Source organism: Georgenia sp. M64 (assembly GCF_038049925.1).
Taxonomy (GTDB): Bacteria; Actinomycetota; Actinomycetes; order Actinomycetales; family Actinomycetaceae; genus Georgenia.
Window position 1 is genome coordinate 113173 of record NZ_CP145809.1, and the last position, 21489, is coordinate 134661.

A 21489-nucleotide genomic window follows, 5' to 3' on the forward strand; every position below is an offset into this window, starting at 1 on the left:
CACACCCTACTGAGCAAGGAGGCTCATCCGATGAAGCGACAGCTCATCAAGATCGCCGGCACGGCGACTGCCATGACCCTGGTTCTCGCCGCCTGCTCAGGCGGCGGCACCGGGGACGAGACCGCCACCGAGGGTGGCGCCACTGCCGGGGCAGGGGGTGGCGAGCCCGTCACCCTCACGTTCACCTGGTGGGGCAACGACGACCGCGCCTCCCGCTACGAGCAGGCTCTCGAGCTCTTCAACGAGGAGTACCCGGACATCACCGTCCAGACCTCCTTCGCCGACTTCCCCAACTACTGGACCGCTCGCGCGACCGAGGCCGCGGGCCGCACCCTGCCCGACGTCATGCAGTTCGACCTGTCCTACCTGCGGGAGTACAGCGAGAACGGTCACCTCCTCGACCTCGCCGAGCACACGGACGCCACGATCGACGTCTCCGGCTTCGACCAGTCGCTCCTGGACTCCGGCGTCATCGACGGCGCCCAGATCGGCATCCCCACCTCGACGAACACGCTCGCGCTGTTCGTCAACCCCAACCTCGTCGAGCAGGCCGGCGTCGAGCCCCTCCCGGAGGACTACACCTGGGAGGACTACAACGCCTTCCTCGCCGCCGTCTCGGACGCCGGCGCCACCACCGACGAGGGTCAGCCGATCTACGGCGGCGCCGACTACACCGGCACCTTCTGGTTCTTCATGCAGTGGCTCGTCCAGCAGGGCGTCACCCCCTTCGAGGACGACGGCTCCTTCGGCTTCGACGAGCAGCACATGAAGGACTTCCTCGCCATGACCGAGGACCTCCGTGCGGCCGAGCAGGTCTACCCCGTCGACCGCGGCATCCAGCTCCTCCCGCTGGGCGGCTTCACCGTCAACGAGTCGGCCTCGGAGTTCAGCTGGGACAACTTCCTCGCCGGCTACACCGCCGACTCGGGCACCGAGAACATCGAGATGCTCCCCATGCCGGTGCCCGAGGACGGCGAGCGGGGCATGTTCTTCAAGCCGTCCATGCTGCTCTCGTCCGGCGCGAACACCGAGCACCCGGAGGAGGCGGCCATGCTCATCGACTTCCTCGTCAACGACCCCGAGGTCGGCGCCATCTTCGGCACCTCGAAGGGCGTCCCGGCGGTCGCCGCCCAGCGTGACGCGATGGAGCTCGAGGAGGGCAGCGTCGACGCCCGCGTCGTCGCCTACGAGGACGCCGTCGCCGAGTACGTCACCGAGCCCGTGCCGATCCCGGTCAAGGGCTTCGGCTCCATCGAGGCGGAGTACAAGCGCCTCGCCGAGGAGCTGGCCTACGGCACGATCACGGTCGACGAGTTCGTCGAGACGTGGTTCGCCGAGGCCCAGCTCATGACCCAGTAGGACTCCCGACGCCCACGAACGGATCGACAACCGTGACCACCACCGACACGGTGACCGGTCGGCGTGCCGCCGTCCCGCCGTCCCCCGCCCCGCGGCGGAGACGGCGGGCGGCGGAGACCCGGGCCGGCTACGCCTTCCTCACGCCCTGGCTGCTGGGCTTCTTCGCCCTGACCGCCGGCCCCATGCTCGCCTCGCTCTACCTCGCCTTCACCGACTACAACCTCTTCGCCGCCCCGTCGTGGGTGGGGCTGGAGAACTTCCGGCTCCTGTTCGACGACCCGAGGTTCATCCAGTCGGCGAAGGTGACGCTGACCTACGCGGTCCTGGGCACGCCCATCAAGCTCGCCGCCGCCCTGGCGGTGGCGATGCTGCTCAACACCGCCCACCAGGGCAAGGGCTTCTACCGGTCGGTGTTCTACGCACCCTCGCTCATCGGTGCGAGCGTCTCGATCGCCATCGTGTGGAAGGCGATGTTCATCGACAACGGCATCGTCGACCGTCTCGGACAGTCGGTCGGCCTCGAGGCCGGCGGCTGGGTGGGCAACCCCGACATGACCATGCCGATGTTCATCCTGCTGACCGTCTGGCAGTTCGGCGCCCCGATGGTCATCTTCCTCGCCGGCCTCAAGCAGGTCCCGGCCGAGCTCTACGAGGCGGCCTCCGTCGACGGTGCCGGCCCGGTGCGCAAGTTCTTCTCCATCACCCTGCCGATGCTCTCGCCGGTGCTGTTCTTCAACCTCCTGCTCGAGACCATCCACTCGTTCCAGATCTTCGCCTCCGCCTTCATCATCTCCGGCGGCACCGGCGGGCCCGCGGGCTCGACCCTCTTCTACACGCTCTACCTCTACATCCGCGGCTTCCAGGACTTCCGCATGGGCTACGCCTCGGCGATGGCCTGGGTCCTCGTGGTCGTCGTGGGCCTGATCACCATCGTCTTCTTCCGCACGTCGAAGTCCTGGGTGCACTACAGCGGGGAGGGAAAATGACCGCCGTCGACACCGCGCCGGCCACCACGCGCGACTCCGAGGAGCACAGCGCCGCCCTGCGCAGCAGGCACCAGCGCTCCTCCCGGGTCCGCTCGCTGCTGTTCCACCTGTTCGTCCTGGCCGTCGCCGCCGTGGTCCTCTACCCGGGCCTGTGGATGCTCATGTCCTCGCTCAAGCCCACGTCGGAGATCGTCGGCAACGTCAGCCTCATCCCCACCAACGCCTCGCTGGACAACTTCACCAAGGCGCTGCAGGGCATCGGTGGGATCTCGTTCTGGACGTTCTTCTGGAACTCCACGATCCTCGCGGTGGGGGCCGTGGTGGGCACCGCGCTGTCGGCGTCGGTCAGCGCCTACGCGTTCTCACGCATCGAGTTCCCCGGCCGCAAGGTCTTCTTCGCGCTGATGATCGCGACGCTCCTGCTGCCCTTCCACGTCGTGATCATCCCGCAGTACATCGTCTTCAACAATCTCGGCCTGGTGAACACCTACGTCCCGCTCCTCATCGGCAAGTTCCTCGCCGCCGAGGCGTTCTTCGTCTTCCTCATGGTCCAGTTCATGCGCAACCTGCCGCGCGAGCTGGACGAGGCCGCCCGCATCGACGGCGCGGGACACCTGCGGATCTTCACCTCGATCATGCTGCCGCTGATGAAGCCCGCCCTGGTGACGTCCTCGATCTTCGCGTTCATCTGGTCCTGGAACGACTTCTTCGGTCCGCTGCTGTACCTCAAGGACCCGTCGTTGTACTCCCTGCCCATCGCGCTGCGGCTGTTCGTGGACCAGACGTCGACGTCCGACTACGGCGCCCAGATGGCGATGGCCGTGCTCGCCCTCATCCCCGTCCTGCTGTTCTTCCTCCTCTTCCAGCGTCACCTCATCGAAGGTGTCGCCACCCAGGGGCTCAAGGGCTGATGGGGACGGCGGCGCGGGAGCGGGCGACGGTGACAGGCGGGACGAGCGGGGACCGACCCCGGGACCGGTTCGAGGGCCTGCCCGACGACCGGTCCGACGCGAGCGGGCACGAGCTGCCCGACGGCGGCGAGACGGACCGGTCCGCCGACCGCGCCGCAGGCTTGACGTCGCGGATGTCGCTGTTCACCGAGGTCGCCGTCGTCGGTGCCGCCGTCGCCGTCGCCGCGATCACCGTGGTGCTGGCGGTGCTGGTCATGGCGGCCGGGGCCGCGCACCTGCGTTGCCACCTCGCAGGCGAGCCGGACACCGTCCGGCGCCTGCTGACCGACGTCCGCTCCGCCGTCCGTGACCTGTGGCCGCTCGCCCTGGCGGTCCCGGCCGCACTCGCCCTGCTCGCCACGAACGTGTGGGCCGGGCTCAACGGCCTCCCCGGCGGCACCGTCGTGGCGGCGGTCAGCGCCGCGACAGCCGTCGCCGTCACGGTGGTCACCCTCCGGGTGGTGGGCACGTGGGAGCCGGGACGGTCCTGGCGGCCCGCCGTCCGGGCGGCCGCCTCGTGCTCCGTCACCGACCTCACGGGGTCGGTGCTGCTCGTGGCCGCCGTCGTCATGGTGGCCACCATGGTGTGGATGCTGCTGCCGCTGCTCCTCCTCGCCGGTGGGCTGCTCACCATGGCCGCCCTCGCCGTCGAGCGACGGGCCGGGCGATGAGCGTGGCGCTGACCGGGGTGACGAGTTCGGCGCCGACCGACGCGGCGCTGAGGGTCCGGCACGACCTCGGCCACCGGGTCGTCGTCGGTCACGGCGACGTCGATCTCGTCACCTACGTCTACGGCCCCGATGACGTCCAGCTCGAGTCCCCCCGGCCCTACCTCCACCCCGTGCGCACGCTCGGCGGGGAGCTCATGACGCTCTTCCGCCCGCACGACCACGTCTGGCACAAGGGCATCGCCCTGTCGCTGCCGAACGTCGGGCGCCACAACTTCTGGGGCGGACCGACCTTCGTGCGCGACGAGGGCTACGTGCAGCTGGCGAACAACGGGAGCATGGACCACGTCCGGTTCACCCAGCTCGAGGTCTCCGGCGACGCCGCACGTCTGGCCCACGAGCTCGCCTGGCACACCCAGCCCGACGGTCCCGACGGCGGCGCCGAGGTGGTGCGCGAGACGCGGCGGATCACGGCCACCGTGCCGCCCGACGACGGATCGCGGGCGGCGTCGACGGCCTGGGTGCTCACGCTGGAGTCGTCGTTGACCAACGTCTCCGACGAGGCGCTCGACATCGGCTCGCCCACGACGAACGGCCGCGAGAACGCCGGGTACGGCGGTCTCTTCTGGCGTGGTCCCAGGGCCTTCACCGGCGGCACCATCCTGTGGCCCGGGCAGGCGGGCGGGGAGGAGGCCCGCGGCACCCGCGCGGAGTGGATGGGCTTCACCGGCCGCCACGACGGGTCCGGGGAGTCCTCGAGCCTCGTCGTCGTCGACGACGGCGCCAACCCCCACCACCCGCCCGAGTGGTTCGTGCGCAACGAGTGGTTCGCCGGGGTGAACCCGGCGCCGTTCTTCAGCGAGGAGGTGCCGTTCCCGCCCGGTGGGACGCTGGACCTGCGCTACGCCGTCGTGATCGCCGACGGCGCCGCCGACCCGGTCCGGGCCGAGGCGCTCGCCGGGTTCGGCCGCACGGCGCTCGCGGGGCTGGATGCGGCTGAGCCCGAGGGTGTTGCTCGGGGTTGAGCCCGCAGGTGTTGCTCGTTTGAGCCCGCCGGATTCGCCCGGTTGAGCCCGCCGGATTCGCCCGCGGGTGAGTCCGTGGGCTTCGCTCGGGGGGTGAGCCCGCGGCTGAGTCAGGACCCTCCGGCGCGAGTCAGCAGCAACGTTTCTGCTGACTCGACCCGGTGGGTACTGACTGGGCGAAGCCGCGTCCGATGGGTACTGACTGGGCGAAGACGTGCCCGGCGGGTACTGACGGGGCGGATCGGTGCCGGGCGGCCGAGGTCTCGGGCGGTTCGGCCTGGGCGGCTACCGACTGGACGGCGCCCGTCCGGTCACTCGCGACCGGACGCGCTGCTTGCCGGCCCGGCGGCGCCCGGCCGGAGGTCGGTGACCTCCGCGCGCAGCCCGGTGGTGAAGCGCTCGTCGGCGTCGAGCACCTCCGGCGTCACCGATCGGCCGTGGGTGGCTGAGGCGTAGATCGCGGCCACGAGCTCGAGCGGACGGCGGGCGTGGGTGAGCAGGTCCGGGAGCGGCTGCCCCGCGGCGACGGCGTCGACGAACGCGCGCACCAACGGGATGTGCCCGCTCGGCTCGTCGTCCTCCGGCAGCTCCCACGTGCGGGCCCGCTCCGGGTCGACGCCGCGGGCAGGGGTGACCCTCCAGCTGCCGCGGTCGTGACCGTAGAGGTGCTCGACCTCGATCGTGGCCAGCTCGGTGTCGATGCGCAGGTAGCTCGTCTCGCGCGGCGAGAGCACCGAGGACACGGCGGTGGCGACGACCCCGTTGTCGAAGCGGATGATCGCGGTCGAGGCGTCCTCCATCTCGATCTCGCGGGCCAGCCGCCACAGCCTCGCGTCGACCTCGGCCCAGTCGCCGAGGAGGTGCGCGAGCAGGTCCATCTGATGGATCCCGTGGCCGAAGGTGGTCCCGCCGCCCTCGCCGTCCCACGTGCCGCGCCAGTCGACGGCGTAGTAGTCGTCCTGGCGCAGCCAGAGCGTCTGGCACTGCGCCAGGAGCGGACGGCCCAGCTCGCCGGAGTCGAGGAGCGACCGCACGTGCGCGGCCGCGGTGCCGGTGCGCTGCTGGAAGACCATGCCGAACGCGATGCCCGCCGCGTCGGCGGCCGCCTGCATCTCGTCGAGCTCGGTGAGGGAGAGCGCGGGCGGCTTCTCGCACAACACGTGCACGCCCGCCGCGCAGGCGGCGAGGGTCTGCTCGCGGTGGAGCTCCGGCGGCGTGCAGAGGATGACCAGGTCGAGGTCCTCGCCGTCGAGCAGCGAGTCGAGCGTCTCGTGCCGGCCGGGGACCGCCCATCGGTCGGCGAACTCCTCCCGGCGCCGGGCGCCGCGGTTCGCCACCGCGACGAGGTCGACGCGTGGGTCGGCGGCGAGCGCCTCGGCGTGCAGGTGGGCGACGGCACCGGTGCCGACGATGGCGGCCTTGAGAGTCACCGCTGCTCCTTCGCTCGGGGGACTCTCCGCAGCGTAGCCGCATGTCTAAAACGTTTCAATCCACGAATGGGCGCGTCCGTCTTCAGCTCCGGGCAACGTGTCTGCTCCGGACCCGGGCAACGCGTCTGCTCGGGACATTGACGACGCGTCCTGCTGCAGACCTACGCGTGAGCCGCGACGCCCGCGAGCTCCGGCAGCTCGAACCGGAGTGGGTCGGCCCGGACCATCGCGACGCCGCGGTGCACCGCACCGAGGGTGACGCTGTCGGCCCCGAGCGTGGACGCGACGAGCGTCGGGACCGGCAGGTGCGTGTGCGCGGGGAGCTTCGCCGCGGCACTCTCCACGATGGGGCCGGCGGCCTGGGCCAGGGCGCCGGCGACGATGACCCGCTCGACGTCGAGCAGGCCCGTGAGGACGGCGGCCACCCGGGCGAGCCGCTCGCCCAGGCGGTCGACGATCGCGGCGGCCGCCTCCTCCCCGGCCTGCGCCGCCTCGACGACGTCGACCAGCTCGGCCGGCTCGGCGGCCCGGCGGCGCATCAGCGACCCGGGGGGGACATCGCCCGCGTCGATGGCCTCCTGCGCCCAGGCGCGGGCGACGAAGCCCAGGCCGTCCGCGGACCCGACGTCCTCGACGAGGTCGAGGAGGTGCAGCTCTCCGGCGCCGCCGTGCCGGCCACGCAGGAGCGTGCCGTCGACGATGAGGCCCGCGCCGAACCGCTCCCCGGACAGCAGGGCGACGAACGACGACGCACCCACCCCGGCGCCGACGCTGCCCTCGGCGATCGCGGCCAGGTTGGCGTCGTTGTCGACGACGGTCCGCCCGGCCGCCAGCTCGGTGGCGAGGTCGGCGTTCATCCTCGGCCAGTATCCGTCCTGCCCGGCAGGTGAGCGTCCGCGGTCGTCAGCGGGTGCGGGGATGCCCACGACCGTGACGAGAACGGCCCGGTCGTCGGCGCCGACGGCGTCCAGCGCCTCGGCCACGGCGGCGCGTGTCACGGCCACGCGGCTGGCGGCGTCCTCGTCGTCGCGCTGGGTGCGTTCCGCGCGGGCGAGGACGCCCCCCCGAAGGTCGGCGACGCACGCGGTCACCCGGTGCTGGCCTGCGTCGACCCCCAGGACGTACCCCGCCCGCGGCTCGAAGGCGTAGTGCCGGGCGGGCCGGCCCTTGGTCGCCCCGCCCGGCGGCCGGTGGTCCTCGACCTCGCGGAGCCAGCCGAGCCGGACGAGGTCGTCGGCCCGCGCCAGCACGGTCGCGCGCGTGAGGCCGGTGGCGGTCATGGCGTCCGTCGCGGTGAACGTGGGCACGTCCCAGGCGTGGTCCAGCACCGCGGACATGTTCGTCCGGCGCAGCAGCTGCGGCGGGGGCGGCGTGCTGCGGCTGGGGTCTTGACCTGGGTGGCGCACGTCCCTACATTAAACCCTGCGCCTAAATTTAGATGCTAAATCAATCCCTGGCCGCACCGTACCGCCACGTTCGCATCGAAGGAGACGACGACGTGCCCTCCCAGCCTCCCCTGCCCTCCCGGGCCCTGACCCGCCGGACGTTCCTGCGCGGTCTCGGTGCTGCCGGGGCCGGCCTCGCCCTGTCCGGCTGTGCCCCGACCTCACGGTCCGGGGTCACGGAGATCACCTTCTACCAGTCCAAGCCCGAGGTGATCGGCTACTTCGACGACCTCATCGAGCAGTTCCACCAGTCGCAGTCGAGCATCCGGGTGCGCCACGACGCGACCTCCAACCTCGCCGGCTCCTTCGTGCGGGAGTCCCCGCCGGACATCGGCTGCCTCAACTACAACTTCGAGATCTCCCGCTACATCGAGCGTGGGGCCCTGAGCGACCTCGGCGACATGCCGGAGGCCGCACGGATCAAGGACGAGCTGCAGCCCCTCATCGACGTGACGGCCACCTACCCCGGCCGGACGAGCGTCATCCCGTACTCCCTCATGGCGGCCGCCGTGCTCTACAACCGCGACATCTTCGCGGAGCACGGTCTCGAGCCGCCGACGACGTGGGAGGACTTCGTCGCCCTCTGCGAGACCCTCACCGCGGCCGGCGTCACACCCGTCTACAGCACGTTCCGCGACCCGTGGACGATCGCCCAGGGCCACTTCGACTACTCCGTCGGCGGCATGCTCGACACGACCGACTTCTTCACCCGGCTCAAGGCGCAGGGGGCGGACGTCGGCGCGGGCTCGCCGGTCGCGTTCCAGAAGCAGTTCCTCGAGCCGGTCGAGCGGATGACCCAGATCGCCGCGTACTCCAACGACGACGCGCCCAGCCGAGGCTACGGCGACGGCAACCTCGCGTTCGCCAACGGCGAGGCCGCCATGTACCTGCAGGGGCCGTGGGCCCTCACCGAGATCGCCAAGACGAACCCCGACATGAACGTCGGGGCGTTCCCCCTGCCGATGACCCAGGACCCGGAGGACCGCAAGGTCCGGGTGAACATCGACCTGGCCCTGTGGATCCCGGAGGGCTCCACCAAGAAGGCGGCGGCGCGGGAGTTCCTCGCGTTCCTCATGCAGCCGGAGATCATCGACACCTACAACGCCGACAACCTCGGCTTCGGCGTCACCAAGGACGCCGCAGAGGTCACGAACCCGACCCTGGTCGAGCTCAAGGAGTACTACGACCGCGCCGCCTTCTACATCGGCGCCTCGCAGCTGGTCCCTCAGTCGATCCCGCTGCAGAACTACGCCCAGTCGTTGGTGGCCGGGGCACGCCCGGAGTCCGTCCTGCGCACCCTCGACGCGGACTGGGCCCGCCTCGCCTTCCGATCCTGACCAGCCTCACCGCCGAGAACTGGAGTCACCCCATGGCCACCACCACAGCCACCCGACCGGATCGGGGCACCGCCGCCGTGCCCGCGAGATCCGGCAGCGGCCGGCGCCCCGCCGGCCTGACGTTCTACCTCTTCCTCGTGCCCTCGCTCGTCCTGTTCACCCTCGCCATCACGGTGCCGGCGATCATGGGTATCACGCTCAGCTTCACGAACTCCGTCGGCTTCGGCGAGTTCGACTTCGTCGGCCTGACGAACTACGTCGCGATGGTCTCCGACCCGGCGATCCTCAGCTCGTACGGGTTCACGGTCGGCTTCGCCCTGGTCACCGTCCTGCTGGTCAACGTCGTCGCCTTCCTCCTGGCGGTCGGCCTGACCGCCAAGATCCGGGGCAAGATGGCGCTGCGGGCGATCTTCGTCCTGCCCATGGTCATCTCGGGCATCGTCATCGCCTACGTCTTCAACTTCCTCTTCTCCAACTCGCTGCCCCAGCTCGGGCAGGCGATCGGGTTCGGACCCCTCGAGCAGAGCCTGCTCGCCGACCCCGACCTCGCGTGGGTCACGATCGTCATCGTCACCGCCTGGCAGGCGATCCCCTCCGCCCTGCTCATCTACATCGCCGGCATCCTGTCCATCCCCGGCGAGGTGTACGAGGCCGCCTCTCTCGACGGTGCGTCGGCGACCAGGCGACTGCTCGCCATCACGCTGCCGCTGGTGGCGGGCTACGTCGTCATCAACATCATCATCGGCTTCAAGAACTTCCTCAACGCCTACGACATCATCGTCGGCCTCACCAACGGCGGTCCCGGCACCGCGACCCGGAGCGTCGCGATGACGATCTTCTCGGGCTTCACCGGCGGCGACTACGCCTACCAGATGGCCAACGCGACGATCTTCTTCCTCATCGCCGTCGTCCTGGCCGTGCTCCAGCTGCGCCTCACGCGCGGAAAGGCTGCGTTCTGATGACCACCAGCCAGACGGGCGTCACGACCGCCCCCGCACAGGTCCCCGTGAGACGGCGCCCGCTCAAGGCCCGGTCGGGCGACACCCGGCCGAGCTGGTCGGCGACCACCGTGCTCCTCCTGTGCTCGCTCGCCGTCTTCGCCCCGCTCTACGCGACCCTGACGATGGCCTTCAAGACCACCCAGCAGTCCGTCGACGGCCAGGCCTTCTCCCTGCCCTCCCCGCTCAGCGTCGACGGCTTCGTCGCCGCCTGGGACCTCACGAACTTCCCCCGCGGGTTCGGGATCTCGGTGTTCGTCACCGCGATCACCGTGGTCGGCACGGTGATCCTCGCGGCCTTCGCCGCGTTCGCCATCGCCCGGAACTGGGACCGGCGGTTCTTCCGCTGGTCGTTCTTCTACCTCCTCGCCGCGATGTTCCTGCCCTTCCCCGTCCTGGCGCTGTCCCAGGTCAAGCTCACCGGCATGGTCGGGCTGGCGAACCCGGTCGGCGTCGCGATCCTGCACGTGATGTTCCAGCTGTCGTTCAGCGTCATGCTCTTCACCGCGTTCATCCGCTCCCTGCCCGAGGAGCTCGAGGAGAGCGCGCGGCTCGACGGTGCGTCGACGTGGATGACCTTCCGCCACGTCGTCTTCCCGATGATGGCGCCCATGAGCGCGACGGTCGCGATCTTCGCGTTCCTCGCGTCGTGGAACGACTTCATGATGCCCTCGCTCATCATCGCCGACTCCACGCAGCAGACCCTGCCGGTGCTGCAGAGCGTGTTCCAGACCCAGTTCAGCAGCAACTACAACGTCGCGTTCGCGTCCTACCTCATGGCCATGGCGCCCGCGATCGTCGTCTACGTCTTCACCCAGCGATGGGTGATGGCCGGCGTCACCCAGGGCGCCATCAAGTAGCACCGGCCCGACAGGCACCGCCGAACCGGCACACCCGCGGGCACACCCGCACCGCACCGGCACGTCCGCACGGGCGAGTCGCACCGACACACCCGCACCGGCACACCGCACCGACACACCCGATCCGTACAGAGAGCGAGCCCGAAGCCCATGACCGAAGTTCTCGACGTCCGCGCCATGCCCGACCTGGGCAAGGACGACGCCGCCTGGTGGCGCCAGGCGGCTGTCTACCAGATCTACCCCCGCTCCTTCGCGGACTCCGACGGCGACGGCATCGGCGACCTGCCCGGCATCACCTCGCGGGTGCCGTACCTCCGGCGCCTGGGCGTCGACGCCGTGTGGCTGAGCCCGTTCTACCCCTCGGCGCTCGCCGACGGCGGCTACGACGTCGACGACTACCGCGACGTCGACCCGCGCCTGGGTACGTTGGCCGACTTCGACGCCCTCGTCGCCGCCCTGCACGGGGAGGGGATCCGGCTCGTCGTCGACCTCGTCCCCAACCACACCTCCGACCGCCACGAGTGGTTCCGGGAGGCGCTCACCTCACCGAAGGGCTCCCCGGCGCGGGACCGCTACATCTTCCGCGACGGCAAGGGCCCGGACGGCGCCGAGCCGCCCGCCGACTGGACCTCCGCCTTCGGTGGCCCCGCCTGGGAGCCGGTCGGTGACGGCCAGTGGTACCTGCACTACTTCGCGACCGAGCAGCCCGACCTCAACTGGGACAACCGAGAGGTGCGCGACGACTTCCTGCGCACCCTTCGGTTCTGGTCCGACCGTGGCGTCGACGGCTTCCGGGTCGACGTCGCGCACGGCCTGGCCAAGCAGCTGCCCGACGAGCTGCCCACGCAGGCCGAGCTCGACGCCCTGCCCAAGGACGGGACCCACCCGCTCTGGGACCGCGACGAGGTCCACGAGATCTACGCCGAGTGGCGTGCGGTCTTCAACGCCTACGACCCGCCCCGCACCGCGGTCGCGGAGGCGTGGGTGCAGGCGTCGCGCCGGGCGCGCTACGCCAGCGCCGAGGGCCTGGGCCAGGCCTTCAACTTCGACCTGCTCGAGGCCGACTTCGACGCCGAGCAGTTCCGTGAGGTCATCACGTTCAACCTCGAGCTCGCCGAGACGTCCGGCTCGTCGACGACGTGGGTCTTCTCCAACCACGACGTCGTTCGTCATGCGACGCGCTACGGACTGCCCCCGCGGCACGGCAGCACGGACAAGCACGGCGGGAGCTGGCTCCTCTCCGGCGGCACCGAGCCCGAGCTGGACCGGGAGCTCGGCGTGCGCCGCGCCCGCGCCGCGACGCTGCTCCAGCTCGCGCTGCCCGGCTCGTCCTACCTCTACCAGGGTGAGGAGCTGGGTCTGCACGAGGTGGCGGACATCGCCCCCGACGCCCGGCAGGACCCGGCGTACTTCCGCAACGCCGGCGTCGACGTCGGCCGGGACGGCTGCCGTGTGCCGCTGCCCTGGGCGCGGGAGGGGGAGTCGTTCGGGTTCGGCCCGGCGGCGGCGGTCATGCCCCAGCCGGACTGGTTCGGTGACCTCTCGGTCGAGGCGCAGGACGGCGTCGCGGGCTCCACCCTCGAGCTGTACCGCGACGCCCTCGCGCTGCGCCGGGAGCTCCAGAGCGACGAGGACCTCGTCTGGGTGAGCACCGACGACGACGTGCTCGCCTTCCGCAGGTCCAACGGCTGGCTCAACGTCACGAACTTCGGGGCGCGGACCGTGGCCCTTCCCGCGGGTGAGGTCCTCCTGAGCAGCGTGCCGCTCACCGACGGCAGGCTGCCCGGCGCCGCCACGGCGTGGCTGCGCACCGAGGTCTGAGGCGCGCTCGGCAGCTGAGCGGCGGCCGCCCCTGCTGAGCCCGGCTCGGCGGGGGCGGCCCCGTTCACCCGGCGGCGGTGACCGGCTGCGACGACTCCCGCACGACGAGCTCGGGGGTGAAGACGACCTGTCGCGCCGGCTCGTGGTCGGGCCCGGCCGAGCGCAGCAGCATGTCGGCGGCGAGGTGGCCGAGCTGGTGGGTGGGCTGGCGCACCGACGTCAGCGGGGTCATGAGCATCGCGGCGAAGTCCACGTCGTCGTAGCCGACGACGGCCATGTCGCCCGGGATGGACAGCCCGTGCGCACGCAGGACGCGCATCGCGCCGAGGGCGGTGAGGTCGTTGACGCAGAACAGTGCGCTCGGCACCGGGCCACCGGCGAGCAGCTCGGTCACGCCCTGCTCGCCGCCGGTGGCGTTGAGGGAGGGGACGACGACCTCGACCAGGGCCTCGTCAGGGTCGAGGCCGGCCTCGGTCAGGGCCCGCACCGCGCCGGCGCGTCGGTCGACGCACTGCTTGATCGAGGGCGGGCCGTTGACCAGCCCGATGCGCCGGTGGCCCTGGGAGATGAGGTGGGTGACCGCCATCGCCGCTCCGGCGACGTCGTCCACGGCGACGGAGCAGATGCCGGGGTCCGGGGAGGTCCGGTCGAGGAGGACGATGCCGAGGCCGCGCTCGCGCAGGCGCATCAGGGGCCCGAGGTCGTCGCCGGCCGGGGTCGCCAGGACACCGAGGACCCCGTGCTCCTCGAACAGGCGGAGGTAGCGCGCCTCACGGCGTGGGTCCTCGTCGGAGCTGGCGAGCATGAGGGTGTAGTCGTCCTCGGCGAGTCGGTCCTCGATGCCGCGGGCGACCTCGGTGAAGAACGGGTTGGCGATGTCGAGCAGCACGGCGCCGACCGTGGTGATCTTCCCGGCCCGGAGCTGCCGCGCGGATCCGTTGCGCACGAAGGAGAGCTCGGCGATCGCACGCTCGACCTTCTCGCGGGTGGTCGGGGCCACCCGGTCGGGCCGGTTGAGGACGTTGGAGACCGTGCCCAGCGAGACGCCGGCGAGGCGTGCGACGTCGTTGATGCTCGAGCGGCGCACGGACGTTGCCGCCGGCTCGACCGCGTCGGTCGTGCCGGAGTGCTGGACATTCTCGGTCGTGCTCATCCGGCGCCTCCTCGTGCCCACGCGGTCCTTGACGACCCCCCGGGACCTCCCTAGCGTCCATTGTGCCCCTGAACCGATTCACGGGGCGATCGCCCACGGAGGAACCATGGCCCGCGTCTGCTTCGTCTCCCGCATCCGCCCCGACCAGGTCGAGACCTACAAGGCCCGGCACGCCGAGGTCTGGCCGGCGATGCTCGACGCGCTGCACGAGACAGGGTGGCGCGACTACACCCTCCACCTCGCGCCGGACGGCCTGCTCGTCGGGGTCGTCGACGTGGACGACTTCGACGCCGCGCGCGAGGCGATGGCCGCTCGCGAGGTCAACACCCGGTGGCAGGCCGAGATGGCCGAGCTCTTCGGCACCGACGGCCCGCCCGACGAGGGGTTCGTCGAGCTGGAGTGCGTCTTCGACCTCGACGCCCAGCGGGCCGCGCTGGGCCGGACCGACTGAGGAGCCTGCGGGGAAGCTTCACCGGGTCGGTGGGGAGGATCCGACGGTTCGGGTCACATCCGACGGCTCTCCACCGTCGGAAGCTCCCCAGCATGGGCGCGGCGCGGCGCGTCAGCCGGTCCGCCGCCGAGCGTGCGAGGGTGGGGCCTGGCCGCCACGCCGATCTTCCTCACCCGCACCGGTTGACGACGCGCCGCCGCCCTCGCTACGCTGGATGAAACGTTTCACAGAGCAGTGGAGCGACGACCAGGAGCGAGGAACACCGTGACGACGTCGAGCATCGACGACCGGCGCCGGGCCGCGACGGCCGCGCTGCGCGAACAGACCATCGAGCTGCCGAGCTGGGCGTTCGCCAACTCCGGCACGCGGTTCAAGGTCTTCGGCCAGGCCGGCGTGCCGCGCGACCCCTTCGAGAAGATCTCCGACGCCGCCGAGGTGCACCGGTACACCGGCGTCGCGCCGCGCGTGTCCCTGCACATCCCGTGGGACCTCGTCGAGGACTTCGGCGCGCTGCGCCGCCACGCCGAGGACCTCGGGGTGAGCATCGGCGCCATCAACTCCAACGTCTTCCAGGACGACGACTACATGCTCGGCTCGCTGTGCAACCCGGACCCGCGGGTGCGCCGCAAGGCCGTGGACCACCACCGCGCGTGCGTCGACGTCATGCGCGCCACGGGCTCGACCGACCTGAAGATCTGGCTCGCCGACGGCCTCAACTACCCCGGCCAGGACGACCTCCGTGCCCGTCAGGACCGCCTCGCCGAGGGCCTCGCGGCGATCTACGCCGAGCTCGACGAGAACCACCGGATCCTGCTCGAGTACAAGTTCTTCGAGCCCGCGTTCTACGCCACCGACGTCCCGGACTGGGGGACCTCCCTGCTGCACTGCCTCGCGCTGGGCGAGCAGGCGACCGTCGTCCTCGACACCGGCCACCACGCGCCGGGCACGAACATCGAGTTCATCGTCGCCCAGCTGCTGCGGCAGGGCCGGCTGGGGGCGTTCGACTTCAACTCGCGCTTCTACGCCGACGACGACCTCATGGTCGGTGCGGCCGACCCCTTCCAGCTCTTCCGGATCATGCACGAGATCGTCGGCGCCGACGCCCTGCGGCCGGACTCCGGCGTGAACTTCATGCTCGACCAGTGCCACAACATCGAACCGCGCATCCCCGGCCAGATCCGGTCGGTGATGAACGTCCAGGAGGCCACCGCCAAGGCCCTCCTCGTCGACCGCGAGGCGCTCGGCGCCGCCCAGGCCGCCGGTGACGTGCTCGGCGCGAACGCGGTGCTCATGGACGCCTACAACACCGACGTGCGCGACCTCCTCGCCCAGCTCCGCCAGGACATGGGGCTCGACCCCGACCCGATGGGCGCCTACGCCGCGTCGGGCTACGCCGAGAAGATCGCCGCCGAGCGCGTGGGCGGAACCCAGGCCGGCTGGGGCGCCTGAGCCCGGGTCCGGGCCACCCACCACCAGGACCAGGACCTGAGCCGCCCGGACCTTCGTGGCCCGACCGCCGCCCTGAACGACCCCGCGCCCGCTCGACCCGCGCTTCCCGACCCACGAGAGGACCCCCGTGACCAACCCCGCAGCCGCCGACCTCGTCGCCCGCTCCAACCGCCTGGGCGCCGACGCGCGCAACACCAACTACGCCGGCGGCAACACCTCCGCCAAGGGCACCGAGACCGACCCCGTCACCGGCGAGCCGGTCGAGCTGCTGTGGGTCAAGGGCTCCGGCGGCGACCTGGGCACGCTCACCGAGAAGAACCTCGCAGTCCTGCGCCTCGACCGTCTCCGGGCGCTGACGAACGTCTACCCGGGCGTCGAGCGCGAGGACGAGATGGTCGCCGCGTTCGACTACTGCCTCCACGGCAAGGGCGGCGCCGCCCCGAGCATCGACACCGCCATGCACGGCCTCGTCGACGCCGCGCACGTCGACCACCTCCACCCCGACTCCGGCATCGCCCTGGCCACCGCCGCCGACGGCGAGGCCCTGACCCGCGAGTGCTTCGGCGACCGCGTGGTCTGGGTGCCGTGGCGCCGTCCCGGGTTCCAGCTCGGCCTGGACATCGCCGAGGTCGCCCGCGCCAACCCCCAGGCCATCGGCTGCGTCCTGGGCGGCCACGGCATCACCGCCTGGGGCGCCACGAGCGAGGAGAGCGAGGCGCGCTCGCTGGAGATCATCGCCGCCGCGGAGGAGTTCATCGCCGCGCGCACCGAGGCCCTCGCCGCCGAGGGCACCCACCCCTTCGGTCCCGAGGTCGCCGGGCGGGGCGCCCTGCCCGCGACCGAGCGTCGCGCCCGCGCCGCCGCCCTCGCCCCCACGGTCCGCGGCCTCGCGAGCACCGACAAGCCGCAGGTCGGCCACTTCACCGACGCCGACGTCGTCCTGGAGCTCCTGTCGCGTGAGAAGCTCGGCGCGCTCGCCGAGCTCGGCACCTCCTGCCCCGACCACTTCCTGCGGACCAAGGTCAAGCCGCTCGTCGTCGACCTGCCCGGCGACGCCCCGCTCGAGGACGTCCTCGTCCGGCTGACCGAGCTCCACGCGGCCTACCGCGAGGACTACGCCGCCTACTACGACCGTCACGCGACGCCGGACTCCCCGGCCATGCGCGGCGCCGACCCCGCGATCGTCCTCGTGCCGGGTGTCGGCATGTTCTCCTTCGGCAAGGACAAGCAGACCGCCCGCGTCGCCGGCGAGTTCTACGTCAACGCCATCAACGTCATGCGTGGCGCCGAGGCGATCAGCACCTACGCCCCGATCGACGAGTCCGAGAAGTTCCGCATCGAGTACTGGGCGCTGGAGGAGGCCAAGCTCCAGCGCATGCCGAAGCCGAAGACGCTGGCCACGCGCGTCGCCCTGGTCACCGGCGGCGGCTCCGGCATCGGCCGCGCCACGGTCGAGCGGCTCGCCGCGGAGGGCGCCTGCGTCGTCGTCGCCGACCGTGACCTCGCCGCGGCCCAGGAGGTCGCCGCCGCCCTCGGCGGGGACGACGTCGCCGTCGCCGTCGAGGCCGACGTCACCGACGAGGACGCCGTCCGCGCGCTCGTCGACGCCTCCGCGCTCGCCTTCGGCGGGGTGGACCTCGTCGTCAACAACGCGGGCCTGTCGGTCTCCAAGCCCCTGCTCGAGACCACGACGGCGGACTGGGACCTCCAGCACGACGTCATGGCCCGCGGCTCGTTCCTCGTCTCGCGCGAGGCGGCCCGGGCGATGATCGCCCAGCGCATGGGCGGCGACATCGTCTACATCTCCTCGAAGAACTCGATCTTCGCCGGCCCCAACAACATCGCCTACTCGGCCACGAAGGCCGACCAGGCCCACCAGGTGCGTCTCCTCGCCGCCGAGCTGGGCGAGCACGGCATCCGCGTCAACGGCATCAACCCCGACGGCGTCGTGCGCGGCTCCGGCATCTTCGCCGGCGGCTGGGGCGCCAAGCGGGCGGCCGTCTACGGCGTCCCGGAGGAGGAGCTGGGCGCGTACTACGCCCGGCGGACCCTGCTGAAGAAGGAGGTCCTGCCCGAGCACGTGGCCGCCGCGGTGCTCGCCCTGACCGGTCCGGACCTCGTCCAGACCACGGGCCTGCACGTCCCGGTGGACTCCGGCGTCGCGGCCGCCTTCCTGCGGTGAGGGCCCGGCCGTGAGGACCTACGCCGCCGTCGACCTCGGCGCCTCGTCCGGCCGGGTCATCACCGGCCGGGTCGAGGGTGGGCGCGTCGTCACCGAGGAGGTCGGGCGCTTCCCCAACGGGGCGGTGCCCGTCCCCACCCGCGGCGGGACCACCCTGCACTGGGACGTCCTCGCGCTGTGGTCGGGGATCCTCGACGGGCTGCGCCGCGCCGCGGCCGGCGGCGACCTCGCCGCCGTCGGCATCGACTCCTGGGCCGTGGACCACGGCCTTCTCGACGCCGGCGGCGCCCTGCTGGGCAACCCCGTGCACTACCGCGACGCCCGTACCGACGGAGTGCCCGAGCAGGTCTTCGCCCACCTCCCGGCCGAGGAGCTGTACGCCACCACCGGCGTCCAGGTGCAGCAGTTCAACACCATCTTCCAGCTCGCGGCCGCAGCCGGGACGCCCGCCCTGACCGCCGCCCGGCGCGCCCTGCTCGTCCCCGACCTCCTCGGCTACTGGCTCACCGGCGCCGAGGTCGCCGAGGTCACCAACGCCTCGACCACCGGCCTGCTCGACGTCCGGGCGCGGGACTGGTCGGCCGACGTCGTCGGCCGGCTGGGGGCGGCGTACGGGACCGACGTCGCCGGGCTGCTCGCCCCGGTCGTCGAGCCGGGCACCGACCTCGGGCCGCTGCGCCCGGAGATCCTCGACCGGATCGGGCTCGCCCCGGCCGGTGGGTCCGGCTCCCCGGGCCGCTACCCGCACCTCGTCACCGTCGGCTCGCACGACACCGCCTCCGCGGTCGCGGCCGTCCCCGCCGAGCGGGAGGACTTCGCCTACATCTCCTGCGGCACGTGGTCCCTCGTCGGCCTCGAGCTGGACGCCCCCGTCCTCACCGAGGCCTCCCGCGCCGCCAACCTCACCAACGAGCTCGGCGTCGACGGCACCGTGCGCTACCTCCGCAACGTCATGGGCCTGTGGGTGCTCCAGGAGACCCTGCGCACCTGGCGCGAGCGCGGCCAGGACGCCGACCTCGCCGGGCTGCTCGCCGCGGCCGCCGACGTACCCGCCCTGCGCTGCGTCGTCGACGTCGACGACCCGGCGTTCCTGCCGCCGGGCGACATGCCCGCCCGCATCGCCGAGGCCGCCCGGCGCACCGGGCAGCGCCCGCCGGAGAGCCCGGCCGAGACCGTGCGCTGCATCCTCGACTCCCTCGCCCTGGCCTACCGGCGCGCCGTGCGCACCGCGGCCGGCCTCGCCGGTCGGGAGGTCGGGGTGATCCACCTCGTCGGCGGCGGCGCCCGCAACGCGCTGCTGTGCCGACTCACGGCCGCGGCCACCGGCCTGCCGGTCGTCGCCGGGCCCACGGAGGGGGCTGCGCTCGGCAACCTCCTCGTCCAGGCCCAGAGCCTCGGCGACGTCGCACCGGGGTTGCCGGCCCTGCGCCGGGTGGTCGCCGCGTCCGTGCCGACCACCCGCTACGAGCCCACCCACGCCCGCACCGCCCGGGACCGACCCGCCGGCACCGAGGCCGCGTGGGACCACGCAGAGGACCTGCTGCGGCCGTGAGGGTCGCGCACCGCCAGAAGGAGACACCATGCCCGTGACCGCCCCCTACCCCGAGCTCGACGAGATCCTCGCGAGCATGGGGGTCGCCGGCAGCCGGATCAGCGAGATCGACGCGAGCGAGGCCGGGGCGGGCAACATCTCCGTCCAGCTCGGCTGGGAGGTGGAGGTCCGCCGCCGCTTCCCCCTCGCCGAGGAGATCGAGCTGCCCCTCGCCGCGCCCGCGCTCGCCGGCCGCACCCTCCTCGTGACCGGCTCCGGCCGGCGCCTGCGGCAGATCTCCGACGATCCGCTCGCCAACATCGGTGCGCTGAGCGTCAACGACGGCGGGACGACGGCGACCCTGCGCACCGCGCCCGGGCGCCTGTTCGAGCGGCTCACGTCCGAGCTGAACTCCCACCTCGCCGTCCACAACGACCAGGTCGAGCGCCGCGACGTCGTCTTCCAGGCCGTCGTCCACGCCCAGCCGATGAACCTCACCTACCTCAGCCACATCGAGGCGTACCGCTCCACCGAGGCGATGAACGCCCGCATCATCCGGTGGGAGCCGGAGACGATCGTCGCCGTCCCGCAGGGCATCGGCGTGCTGGAGTTCATGGTCCCCGGTTCGCCCGAGCTCATGGCGGCCAACGTCGCCGGTCTGCGCGAGCACGAGATCGTCCTGTGGAGCAAGCACGGGGTCATGGCACGCTCGGACCTGTCCGTCACCCGGGCCGTGGACCGCATCGAGTACGCCGAGACCGGCGCCCGCTACGAGTACATGGACCTCGTGGCCGGCGGCCGCGCCCAGGGGCTGACCAGGGAGGAGCTGCACACCGTCGTCGAGGCGTTCGACGTGCCGACGACGCTCGCCTGACCGGCGGCGTGGGGGCGGGACCCGAGCCTGTCGCGGTGGAAAGCGCTTGCCAGCGAGGGGTCGGGCTGGCAGGATCGGGTGGGACCCGCGGTGTGACCCGTGGGCCCGCCGCGAGGCGGACCGGCACCGGAGCGGGCCGGCCACGACGAGGAAGGGCGACGATGCCGAAGGTTGCGATGATCACCGGCGGGAACCGCGGGATCGGTCTGGGGATCAGCGAGCGGCTCCTCGACGAGGGGTACGCCGTCTCGATCCTGGCCACCCGGGAGGAGCCGGCCGACGTCATGGGCGCGCTGCGCGAGCGCGGCGAGGCGATCTACGTGCGCGGCTCGGTCGCCGAGCTCGACGACCACGCCCGCTACGTCGACGCCACGCTCGAGGCGTTCGGGCGCATCGACGTCCTCGTCAACAACGCCGGCGTCGCCCCGAGCGTGCGCGACGACATCCTCGTCGCGACGCCCGAGAGCTACGACCGCGTCATGGACATCAACCTGCGCGGGCCGTACTTCCTCACCCAGCGGGTTGCGGCGGCGATGATCGAGGCGCGCGGCGAGCTCACCGGGCTGCCCGAGGCGCCGGTCGGCACCATCGTCAACGTCTCGTCCATCTCCGCCACGGTCGTCTCGACCAACCGCGGGGAGTACTGCCTGTCCAAGGCCGGCGGGGCCATGGCCACCCAGCTGTGGGCGGCGCGGCTGGCCCCCGAGGGGATCGTCGTCTACGAGGTCCGACCCGGCGTCATCGCCACCGACATGACCTCCGGCGTCAAGGAGAAGTACGACGCCCTGTTCGCCGGCGGCCTGGCGCCCATGCCGCGGTGGGGCCGCCCGTCCGACGTCGCGGGCGCCGTCGCCCAGCTCGTCGCCGGCCAGATGCCCTACTCCACCGGCGACGTCGTCAACGTCGACGGCGGCATGCACATCGCCCGCCTGTGACCGCCGAGCCCGCGCCCACCGCGTCCGGGAGGACC

The 21489-nt window shown here is 72.0% G+C and carries 18 protein-coding genes; 15 read left to right on the forward strand and 3 right to left on the reverse strand.

All coding sequences use genetic code 11. The annotated features are described in order from the left end of the window. Window positions 1-30 precede the first annotated feature (30 nt). Genes AAEM63_RS00520 through AAEM63_RS00540 form a run of 5 tightly spaced genes read left to right on the forward strand, consistent with a single transcriptional unit; the run spans window position 31 to window position 4988 of the window. Window positions 31-1359, forward strand: coding sequence for an ABC transporter substrate-binding protein (locus AAEM63_RS00520; RefSeq protein WP_341359796.1), 1329 nt, complete (start codon window positions 31-33; stop codon window positions 1357-1359). A 32-nt stretch (window positions 1360-1391) separates the two neighbouring features. Beyond that, a complete protein-coding gene (locus tag AAEM63_RS00525; protein ID WP_341359797.1) occupies window positions 1392-2345 on the forward strand; it encodes a sugar ABC transporter permease in 954 nt (317 codons plus the stop codon). Next, the gene (locus tag AAEM63_RS00530; RefSeq protein ID WP_341359798.1) at window positions 2342-3256 is read left to right on the forward strand and encodes a carbohydrate ABC transporter permease; all 915 of its coding nucleotides are present in this window, start codon (window positions 2342-2344) and stop codon (window positions 3254-3256) included. Before AAEM63_RS00525 ends, AAEM63_RS00530 begins: the two co-directional genes overlap by 4 nt. Continuing rightward, window positions 3256-3966 carry a hypothetical protein gene (locus tag AAEM63_RS00535; protein ID WP_341359799.1) on the forward strand — a complete coding sequence of 237 codons (711 nt, stop codon included), beginning with the start codon at window positions 3256-3258 and terminating at the stop codon, window positions 3964-3966. The genes AAEM63_RS00530 and AAEM63_RS00535 overlap by 1 nt, the downstream gene beginning before the upstream one ends. Next, window positions 3963-4988 carry a PmoA family protein gene (locus tag AAEM63_RS00540; protein ID WP_341359800.1) on the forward strand — a complete coding sequence of 342 codons (1026 nt, stop codon included), beginning with the start codon at window positions 3963-3965 and terminating at the stop codon, window positions 4986-4988. Before AAEM63_RS00535 ends, AAEM63_RS00540 begins: the two co-directional genes overlap by 4 nt. A 311-nt stretch (window positions 4989-5299) precedes the next feature. On the opposite strand, the gene AAEM63_RS00545 is transcribed toward AAEM63_RS00540, so the two are convergent. Then, entirely contained in the window at window positions 5300-6418 is a 1119-nt protein-coding gene (locus AAEM63_RS00545) for a Gfo/Idh/MocA family oxidoreductase (RefSeq protein ID WP_341359801.1), read from the reverse strand. A gap of 161 nt (window positions 6419-6579) precedes the next feature. Then, on the reverse strand, window positions 6580-7824 hold the full coding sequence (locus tag AAEM63_RS00550) for an ROK family protein (RefSeq protein WP_341359802.1): 1245 nt from the start codon (window positions 7822-7824) through the stop codon (window positions 6580-6582). A 92-nt stretch (window positions 7825-7916) separates the two neighbouring features. Between AAEM63_RS00550 and AAEM63_RS00555 the strand changes: the two genes are divergently transcribed. From AAEM63_RS00555 to AAEM63_RS00570, 4 genes are all read left to right on the forward strand, one after another. Continuing rightward, window positions 7917-9200, forward strand: coding sequence for an extracellular solute-binding protein (locus AAEM63_RS00555; RefSeq protein ID WP_341359803.1), 1284 nt, complete (start codon window positions 7917-7919; stop codon window positions 9198-9200). A 32-nt stretch (window positions 9201-9232) separates the two neighbouring features. Beyond that, complete coding sequence (locus tag AAEM63_RS00560) at window positions 9233-10159, forward strand: sugar ABC transporter permease (protein WP_341359804.1); 927 nt, start codon at window positions 9233-9235, stop codon at window positions 10157-10159. After that, window positions 10159-11058 (forward strand): carbohydrate ABC transporter permease, encoded by a 900-nt coding sequence (locus tag AAEM63_RS00565; protein ID WP_341359805.1) that lies wholly within the window; start codon window positions 10159-10161, stop codon window positions 11056-11058. The genes AAEM63_RS00560 and AAEM63_RS00565 overlap by 1 nt, the downstream gene beginning before the upstream one ends. Before the next feature lie 150 nt (window positions 11059-11208). Continuing rightward, complete coding sequence (locus tag AAEM63_RS00570; RefSeq protein ID WP_341359806.1) at window positions 11209-12879, forward strand: alpha-amylase family glycosyl hydrolase; 1671 nt, start codon at window positions 11209-11211, stop codon at window positions 12877-12879. A gap of 64 nt (window positions 12880-12943) precedes the next feature. On the opposite strand, the gene AAEM63_RS00575 is transcribed toward AAEM63_RS00570, so the two are convergent. After that, entirely contained in the window at window positions 12944-14032 is a 1089-nt protein-coding gene (locus tag AAEM63_RS00575; RefSeq protein ID WP_341359807.1) for a LacI family DNA-binding transcriptional regulator, read from the reverse strand. Between the two features lie 106 nt (window positions 14033-14138). Here AAEM63_RS00575 and AAEM63_RS00580 point away from each other — a divergent pair, with 106 nt between their 5' ends. The 6 genes from AAEM63_RS00580 (at window position 14139) to AAEM63_RS00605 (ending at window position 21454) form a co-directional block, all read left to right on the forward strand. Beyond that, on the forward strand, window positions 14139-14483 hold the full coding sequence (locus AAEM63_RS00580; protein ID WP_341359808.1) for an L-rhamnose mutarotase: 345 nt from the start codon (window positions 14139-14141) through the stop codon (window positions 14481-14483). Between the two features lie 279 nt (window positions 14484-14762). After that, window positions 14763-15932 carry an L-rhamnose isomerase gene (gene rhaI / locus AAEM63_RS00585; protein ID WP_341361278.1) on the forward strand — a complete coding sequence of 390 codons (1170 nt, stop codon included), beginning with the start codon at window positions 14763-14765 and terminating at the stop codon, window positions 15930-15932. Window positions 15933-16059: 127 nt separating this feature from the next. Beyond that, entirely contained in the window at window positions 16060-18114 is a 2055-nt protein-coding gene (locus AAEM63_RS00590; protein WP_341359809.1) for a bifunctional aldolase/short-chain dehydrogenase, read from the forward strand. Between the two features lie 10 nt (window positions 18115-18124). After that, window positions 18125-19666, forward strand: a complete 1542-nt coding sequence (locus tag AAEM63_RS00595; RefSeq protein WP_341359810.1) for a rhamnulokinase family protein — start codon at window positions 18125-18127, stop codon at window positions 19664-19666. A gap of 28 nt (window positions 19667-19694) precedes the next feature. Continuing rightward, complete coding sequence (locus tag AAEM63_RS00600; protein WP_341359811.1) at window positions 19695-20519, forward strand: class II aldolase/adducin family protein; 825 nt, start codon at window positions 19695-19697, stop codon at window positions 20517-20519. Between the two features lie 161 nt (window positions 20520-20680). Further along, the gene (locus tag AAEM63_RS00605) at window positions 20681-21454 is read left to right on the forward strand and encodes a 3-ketoacyl-ACP reductase (RefSeq protein WP_341359812.1); all 774 of its coding nucleotides are present in this window, start codon (window positions 20681-20683) and stop codon (window positions 21452-21454) included. The last annotated feature ends 35 nt before the right edge of the window (window positions 21455-21489 follow it).

Excerpts from the sequence above, each read along its gene's own strand:
- AAEM63_RS00520 (WP_341359796.1), top strand. The coding sequence starts at position 31 with ATGAAGCGACAGCTCATCAAGATCGCCGGCACGGCGACTGCCATGACC.
- AAEM63_RS00560 (WP_341359804.1), top strand. The coding sequence starts at position 9,233 with ATGGCCACCACCACAGCCACCCGACCGGATCGGGGCACCGCCGCCGTG.
- AAEM63_RS00530 (WP_341359798.1), top strand. The coding sequence starts at position 2,342 with ATGACCGCCGTCGACACCGCGCCGGCCACCACGCGCGACTCCGAGGAG.
- AAEM63_RS00575 (WP_341359807.1), bottom strand. The coding sequence starts at position 14,032 with ATGAGCACGACCGAGAATGTCCAGCACTCCGGCACGACCGACGCGGTC.
- AAEM63_RS00565 (WP_341359805.1), top strand. The coding sequence starts at position 10,159 with ATGACCACCAGCCAGACGGGCGTCACGACCGCCCCCGCACAGGTCCCC.
- AAEM63_RS00605 (WP_341359812.1), top strand. The coding sequence starts at position 20,681 with ATGCCGAAGGTTGCGATGATCACCGGCGGGAACCGCGGGATCGGTCTG.
- AAEM63_RS00580 (WP_341359808.1), top strand. The coding sequence starts at position 14,139 with ATGGCCCGCGTCTGCTTCGTCTCCCGCATCCGCCCCGACCAGGTCGAG.
- AAEM63_RS00540 (WP_341359800.1), top strand. The coding sequence starts at position 3,963 with ATGAGCGTGGCGCTGACCGGGGTGACGAGTTCGGCGCCGACCGACGCG.
- AAEM63_RS00600 (WP_341359811.1), top strand. The coding sequence starts at position 19,695 with ATGCCCGTGACCGCCCCCTACCCCGAGCTCGACGAGATCCTCGCGAGC.
- AAEM63_RS00535 (WP_341359799.1), top strand. The coding sequence starts at position 3,256 with ATGGGGACGGCGGCGCGGGAGCGGGCGACGGTGACAGGCGGGACGAGC.
- AAEM63_RS00570 (WP_341359806.1), top strand. The coding sequence starts at position 11,209 with ATGACCGAAGTTCTCGACGTCCGCGCCATGCCCGACCTGGGCAAGGAC.